The sequence below is a fragment of the Candidatus Woesearchaeota archaeon genome (genome assembly GCA_027858315.1).
Classification (GTDB): Archaea; Nanobdellota; Nanobdellia; order Woesearchaeales; family UBA583; genus UBA583.
Window position 1 is genome coordinate 1 of the sequence record JAQICV010000039.1, and the last position, 5,595, is coordinate 5,595.

Sequence of the window (5,595 nt, forward strand, 5' to 3'; positions counted from 1 at the left end):
TATTACATTATTTGATACTATTTGTGAAGAAGAGTATGTAGATTCTGCTAGAGTAATTTCTGATACTCTTAAAAATGCACCTATTTCTGAGGTATTTTTTGAGACTTTTGAAGACCTTAAAAAACTTCCTTATGAATCGTGTAAAAAAACAAATTCTGTTTTTAGATTAGGAGTAAAAAGTAATCACAAGCAATATTCATTAGAAGAATCTGAAAAATTCGGAGTTGTAAAACCAGATGAGATTATTAAATTTAATCACATTTATTTAGATTTACCTAAAGAATTTGTTATTTTTGAGAATAAATCTATTGAATCTGTACAAGCTAACTATAGAGATGCTAAAAATGTATTTAAAAGGTCTATGGAAGAAATTTCATTAGATACTCTTACATTAGTAAAGGATTTAATAAATCAAGGTTCTTTATTAAATGGACAAACTCATCTTTTTAAAGTTGAACAGATGATTCCTTTTGCACAAGATTATCAGAAAATAAATTTTGATAAAAAGGATGATTGGTGTTGGATAAAAAGCTATCAACTACCTTTTGCTAAATTTAAAAATGAACTTATTGGAGTTCTTTGTACAGAATTGGCTGAAGGAGAGGACTTAAACAAAGCTTGTCAAAATTGGAATAAAAGAGTAGATCCAGTTAATTATATGAAAGCTGTTGCTCCTATTACTAAAAAGCAAATTGAACATGCTAAAAAATTTGTTGAAGAGAATGAATACACTGAATCATTTGATCGTAGATTAGCTACTATTGATGATATTAAAACTTCTGAAATACTTCACCTTAATTCTGGTGATGGTAAATTAAAAGAAGTTTCTATATTTGAAAATGTAAAAGCTACTTCTACCCAACATAAAAGAAATGAATTTAGTAATGTAGAGGAAGTTTCTATTGAAAAATTTATGAAAGACATTCTTCCTTCATGTAGTTCAATTGAAGCTTATTTAGAAAATAGATTAGAGAATAATATGGTATCTTTAACAACTTCTAATGTTAAAAACTCTAAATCAATTTTTAAATGGAATAACAATTATTCTTGGACTTTTAATGGTAATTTAGCAGGTAAATCTCAAATTAAAGAGGCTGTTAAAAGTAGGGGTGGTAATATTGATGGAGTATTAAGAATTAGTTTAGCATTTCCTAATACTACTGATGACTATGATCTCCACTTAATTGAATCAAATAATAATCATATATCATATTCTAATGTAGGAAATATTCAACCATCTTCTGGTGTATTAGATTTAGATGCTCAAGGAGCAGATGGACATCAAGAGCCAGATAAAAGAGTTGAAAACATTGTCTATACTGATAAAAATAAAATGCCTGTTGGTGAATATGAAATATTTATTAAGAATTTTTCAGGTCGAGGTTTTCACACAAAATTTACAATTGAAATTGAAATTGATGGTGATGTGACTTTACTAGAATTAAAACAAACATCAAAATCAAATATAGCTAACGCTATCATTATTAAATATGATGGTAATAATTTTGAATTAATACCAGACTCTAATATGGTATTATTAGAATCAAAGATAATATCCAAAGAAATTTATGGATTAGACTCAAATCAATTTCATAAAACAAATCTTGTTTGTTTATCTCCTAATCATTGGGATGATAATAACATTGGAAATAAACATTATTTTTTCATGTTAGAGAATTGTAAAGTTCCCACTTCTATTAGAAGTTTTCATTCAGAAAATTTAATTCCTGAATTAGCAGAACATCGTAAAGTTCTTGAAGTATTAGGTAATACTACTATGATAGAACCTACCAACAAACAATTATCTGGATTAGGTTTTAATGCTACTATTCACGATGAATTAATTGTGAAATTACAAGGAAGTCATAAACGAATGCTTAAAATTAAATTTTAATGGAAATATTAAAACTTATAAGTTATATAATATTAGCTCTTTATTTCTTATATAAATTAGGAAGTAGTGTCTATATTATTATTTCATACAAAAAATTAGAACAACAAATTCAAGAATTTGGGCTTAAAAAAAAGTTTTTATTATTTTGGACTGATAGAGCATGGTTTACTATTATTATTTATTAATTTAGTATTTTGGATATGATGGGTGAAATAACAGCAATTAATCTTAAAGTACCTAAAGAAACAACATTACCTGATGGAAATTATTCTGGTACATGGGGTGGATATCTTATTGAATTAAGATATGAAGGTAAAACTTATGAACTAACTACTAAAGAAGGAGTTAGAGGCATGGGTATTAGAGTACTAGTTACTATTAAAGATGGTGTAGCCACTTTTGAAAATATGGCAAATTAAAACAAAAAATATGTATAAAAAAGCAAGTAAATTTAAATTAAGGTTTCAAACTCCAAAAGGTCAACTTTCAGTAGAACAACTATGGAGTCTCCCTATGTCAGAATTAGTATCTACTATCAAGACAGCTAAAAAAGTTATTGATATTAATACAGGTGATGATGCACTTTCTTTCCTAGATGAAAGTAAGAAAACGGATGAAAAAACTTTATTAACTTTCAATATTCTTAAAGATATATATCTTACTAGAATGGAAGAAATGGAAACTAGAAGACAAACTAGGGAAAATAAAGTTCAAAATGAAAAAATTCTTTCAATTATTCATGAAAAGAAAGAAGGAGCTTTAAAAGAAAAGCCTATAGAAGAACTTGAAGCTCTTTTAAAGAAATAACTATGTATGCAATTCTTAGAACTAATGATTTTGACGAAGACTATAAAATAGTTGAAGTACTTAGAAATCCAATAAGTGAGAATATTTCTTTGGCAGAAGTTCAAATCATTGATAAAGTATTTTGGACTGGTGGAATTTTATGTAAAATTACAGCAGAAACATTAGAAATTTTAGAGAGACAATCTCCAAAAGAACAATGGGAATGGTTAAAATCAATTAAATATCCAAATCTTTACTTATAATGGATTCTTATTTAAATACAAATAAAGCAACACAAAGATTAATTAACGAATATTTAAAGTACAACACTTTGATTATTGGATTTGATTTTGATGCAACTATATTTGATCGAAATAATGAAGGATTAGATGTAAAACCTGTTATTAACCAATTAAGAAGAGCGAGTGATGCAGGTATGATAATGTGTTTACATACTTTATGTATAAAATATAAGGATGTAAAACAAAAAATTGAGTACGTAAGAAGTCTTGGAATTAATGTACATCATGTTAATTCCAGTCCAGTTTTGAACAATAGTTATCCATTAGATGCTAAAAAACCTTTTTATTCTATTTTATTAGATGATCGGGCAGGTTTAGCTTCTGCATTTTTAACATTATTACAAACATTAAATAAATTAAAATTATGACAACTAAAAGACAACAAGCAGAATCAAAGGCAACATCTGCTCTATCATTATTTATGAATGCTATTAGTAAATTAGAGAAGAGTGTTGATATTTCTGAAAGTTTAGTAATAGAGAATTCTGATAAAATTGACACTCTTCTTGAAGAAAATACTACTATGAAAGATCTTTCTGAAAAGAATAAAAGGATTATTGATAATATTTCTTCTTTAATCAAAGGTTGATTTTATAAATAATAAAAGAGAGCACATCTTATTTTATGTTCTTTTTTATTTTAATGCCCTTATAATTCAATTGCATAGAATACCTCACTTCTAATGAGGAAGTTACAGGTTGGAGCCCTGTTAAGGGTACTAATTTAAATTTATTAAATGGAATTTTGTTCTCTGGTGTAATGGTAACACATCTGATTTTGATTCAGAAGAGTCTGGGTTCGATTCCCAGGAGAACATCAAGAAAGGGGTTCAACTCCTCAATTTTTAAAGTATGGTTATAGTCGAGATAACATAAGGCAAAACGGGTGGTTAGTTTCCATTTGGTGGAGTGCTTTAAAAATATTATAGTCATTAACTAGGAAGTGTAAATACATAAACTTGGAAGGAAGTTACACAAGGGTACACACTAAGGATAAGAATTTATTCTCGGTCTTCTAATGGTGTGTGAAGCTCATATATTATTGCTCGAAAGAATGATGTATATGGTTATAGCTAGATTCCTGATAAAATGTATTAGTTAATGATTATTTTAATGAGCAAGTATCCAAGTGGTCTAAGGAGCTAGTCTGCAAAACTAGTATTCGTTGGTTCAAATCCAACCTTGCTTTCTAACTTAATTTAAAACTATGAATTGGATTAAAAGAAAATTTAAACAAATTAAAAATGTAATTAAATGGATGCCTATAATTTGGAATCAATATGATTTTGATTATAGTTATGCTATAGAAGTTTTTACTTTTAAATTAGAACAAATTGCTACTTTTTTAGAATCAGATAAAGCTGTGTCCTATGATGCTAATAAAAATGCTAGAAATATCAGAAGAGTTCTTAAAATTTTAGATAGAGTATATAATGAGTATTATATTAAAAAAACTTTAAATGAATTTGAAGATATGTATGGTAAAGTACTTTTTATTTCTGATAAAAATATATTAAAGAGAGATTATGAAAATACTCAAAATCTTCCTTTATTAGAATTAAAAAAATTACATTATAAATTTTTCAAAGTTGCTTATAGTAAACGACAAAAAGCAGAAAAATTAGTTTGGAAATTAATAGGAGAAAATATCAAATATTGGTGGGATTAGTCACTATAATTATGTATGGAAAATTTATACGAAATAGCAAAAGAAAAAGGATATTCAGGTGAAGAAAAGTTAGAATTACTTCAATCTTGGATTAGAAAAACTTATTTTTTACACCCAGAAATTTATTTTAGTAAATTTCATAAAGTGTGGTTTATAAATAATTTTTTTATTAATGTAAAAAAGGGGAAATCGACTCCTTTTAAAAATCATGTTGAGAAAAAATATGATACTTATGAAGAAGCTTTAGAGAAAGCTTTATTTAAATTATTAACTTAATAAAATAGATATGGATTTACCAAAAGAAGGTTTTTGTAGAACTAGAAATAAAAAAATTATAGAATTTCTTAAAACAATTTTTCCTGAGAGTTCTAAAACAAAAACAAAATTTACAACAGATCATATTGGAGTTGCTTGGGATAAAAGAGATTTTTGGTCTATTAACAGAGTTTCTGATAAACCTATTAAACCTGAAATATCTGAAAAAACTCTTTTAGAAATTATTGGTTTGAATAGTATTGAAAAATGGGCAGTTAATAGTTATGTTGTAGTTGTTAGGGAAGATTATCAAGGAACTGGACATAAATTAACAAAGGAGCCTAAATTACCTTTAAGACTTATAGGACAAATAAGTCATAAATGGGATGATTCTACTACAGCATTAAAGAATATTGATACAAAATATGGTAACTGGGTTTGTGAAAAGGATTTATTTAAATGGTTTCCTACATTAGAAGAATCTGAAAAATTCAGAGATGATTCGCTTTTAGCTAAAAAAAGTTATGTAAAATGTAATTCTGAGGATGAATATAAATTTATTAAAGAAAGAATAAGAACTTATCATCCAGGTATTTTTAATAAAGATAGATGTATAATAGATTTAAATAGACCTTCCCCTACTCTTAAGATTACTCTTACTATGAAGGAAAATCCTGAATCAATTATGTC

At 26.6% G+C, this 5,595-nt stretch carries 10 protein-coding genes; all 10 read left to right on the plus strand.

The features are described 5' to 3' along the window. A partial coding sequence (locus PF569_03160; GenBank protein MDA3855231.1) for a hypothetical protein occupies positions 1 to 1,894 on the plus strand: 1,894 nt, incomplete at its 5' end. Beyond that, the gene (locus PF569_03165) at positions 1,894 to 2,079 is read left to right on the plus strand and encodes a hypothetical protein (GenBank protein MDA3855232.1); all 186 of its coding nucleotides are present in this window, start codon (positions 1,894 to 1,896) and stop codon (positions 2,077 to 2,079) included. The genes PF569_03160 and PF569_03165, both read left to right, overlap by 1 nt. Before the next feature lie 18 nt (positions 2,080 to 2,097). Then, positions 2,098 to 2,313 (plus strand): hypothetical protein, encoded by a 216-nt coding sequence (locus PF569_03170; protein MDA3855233.1) that lies wholly within the window; start codon positions 2,098 to 2,100, stop codon positions 2,311 to 2,313. A gap of 10 nt (positions 2,314 to 2,323) precedes the next feature. Then, on the plus strand, positions 2,324 to 2,701 hold the full coding sequence (locus PF569_03175) for a hypothetical protein (protein ID MDA3855234.1): 378 nt from the start codon (positions 2,324 to 2,326) through the stop codon (positions 2,699 to 2,701). 2 nt (positions 2,702 to 2,703) lie between these two features. After that, positions 2,704 to 2,943: a hypothetical protein gene (locus PF569_03180; protein ID MDA3855235.1), complete on the plus strand. Its 240-nt coding sequence runs from the start codon at positions 2,704 to 2,706 to the stop codon at positions 2,941 to 2,943. Next, complete coding sequence (locus PF569_03185) at positions 2,943 to 3,350, plus strand: hypothetical protein (protein ID MDA3855236.1); 408 nt, start codon at positions 2,943 to 2,945, stop codon at positions 3,348 to 3,350. The genes PF569_03180 and PF569_03185 overlap by 1 nt, the downstream gene beginning before the upstream one ends. After that, entirely contained in the window at positions 3,347 to 3,571 is a 225-nt protein-coding gene (locus tag PF569_03190) for a hypothetical protein (protein ID MDA3855237.1), read from the plus strand. Before PF569_03185 ends, PF569_03190 begins: the two co-directional genes overlap by 4 nt. A gap of 617 nt (positions 3,572 to 4,188) precedes the next feature. After that, a complete protein-coding gene (locus PF569_03195; GenBank protein MDA3855238.1) occupies positions 4,189 to 4,650 on the plus strand; it encodes a hypothetical protein in 462 nt (153 codons plus the stop codon). A 15-nt stretch (positions 4,651 to 4,665) separates the two neighbouring features. After that, the gene (locus tag PF569_03200) at positions 4,666 to 4,926 is read left to right on the plus strand and encodes a hypothetical protein (GenBank protein ID MDA3855239.1); all 261 of its coding nucleotides are present in this window, start codon (positions 4,666 to 4,668) and stop codon (positions 4,924 to 4,926) included. 10 nt (positions 4,927 to 4,936) lie between these two features. Beyond that, positions 4,937 to 5,595: hypothetical protein (locus PF569_03205; protein ID MDA3855240.1), on the plus strand; the 659-nt coding region annotated here is incomplete at its 3' end.

Excerpts from the sequence above, each read along its gene's own strand:
- PF569_03165 (MDA3855232.1), top strand. The coding sequence starts at position 1,894 with ATGGAAATATTAAAACTTATAAGTTATATAATATTAGCTCTTTATTTC.
- PF569_03170 (MDA3855233.1), top strand. The coding sequence starts at position 2,098 with ATGGGTGAAATAACAGCAATTAATCTTAAAGTACCTAAAGAAACAACA.
- PF569_03175 (MDA3855234.1), top strand. The coding sequence starts at position 2,324 with ATGTATAAAAAAGCAAGTAAATTTAAATTAAGGTTTCAAACTCCAAAA.
- PF569_03180 (MDA3855235.1), top strand. The coding sequence starts at position 2,704 with ATGTATGCAATTCTTAGAACTAATGATTTTGACGAAGACTATAAAATA.
- PF569_03185 (MDA3855236.1), top strand. The coding sequence starts at position 2,943 with ATGGATTCTTATTTAAATACAAATAAAGCAACACAAAGATTAATTAAC.
- PF569_03190 (MDA3855237.1), top strand. The coding sequence starts at position 3,347 with ATGACAACTAAAAGACAACAAGCAGAATCAAAGGCAACATCTGCTCTA.
- PF569_03195 (MDA3855238.1), top strand. The coding sequence starts at position 4,189 with ATGAATTGGATTAAAAGAAAATTTAAACAAATTAAAAATGTAATTAAA.
- PF569_03200 (MDA3855239.1), top strand. The coding sequence starts at position 4,666 with ATGGAAAATTTATACGAAATAGCAAAAGAAAAAGGATATTCAGGTGAA.